The sequence below is a fragment of the Halomonas sp. ND22Bw genome (assembly GCF_003011945.1).
Taxonomy (GTDB): Bacteria; Pseudomonadota; Gammaproteobacteria; order Pseudomonadales; family Halomonadaceae; genus Halomonas; species Halomonas halophila.
Window position 1 is genome coordinate 1 of record NZ_PXWD01000648.1, and the last position, 280, is coordinate 280.

The window sequence follows — 280 nt, forward strand, 5'->3', positions numbered from 1 at the left end:
GGAACGACGCTGAAAGTTCAAGCTGTCGACGATCTCAAGGCGCAATTTCCGCTGGCACTCTTGCTGCAGATCGCGCACCTCCCCAAATCGACGTTCTATGACCATCGGAATCGACTCCGTCGCGCGGACCGCCATGCTGAGCTCAAAGGAGCCATTCGTGAAACCTTCGAAGATGCGAAAGGCGCCTACGGGCACCGACGCATCCTCGCTATCCTTCGACGGCAGGGACGGAGGGTGTCGAAGAAAACCGTGCTCACATTGATGCGCACCCTCGGACTGC

1 protein-coding gene is annotated in these 280 nt (G+C 58.6%); it reads left to right on the plus strand.

Annotation, left to right across the window (positions count from 1 at the left end):
• A partial coding sequence (locus tag CVH10_RS19740) for an IS3 family transposase (protein ID WP_146143134.1) occupies positions 1–280 on the plus strand: 280 nt, incomplete at both ends.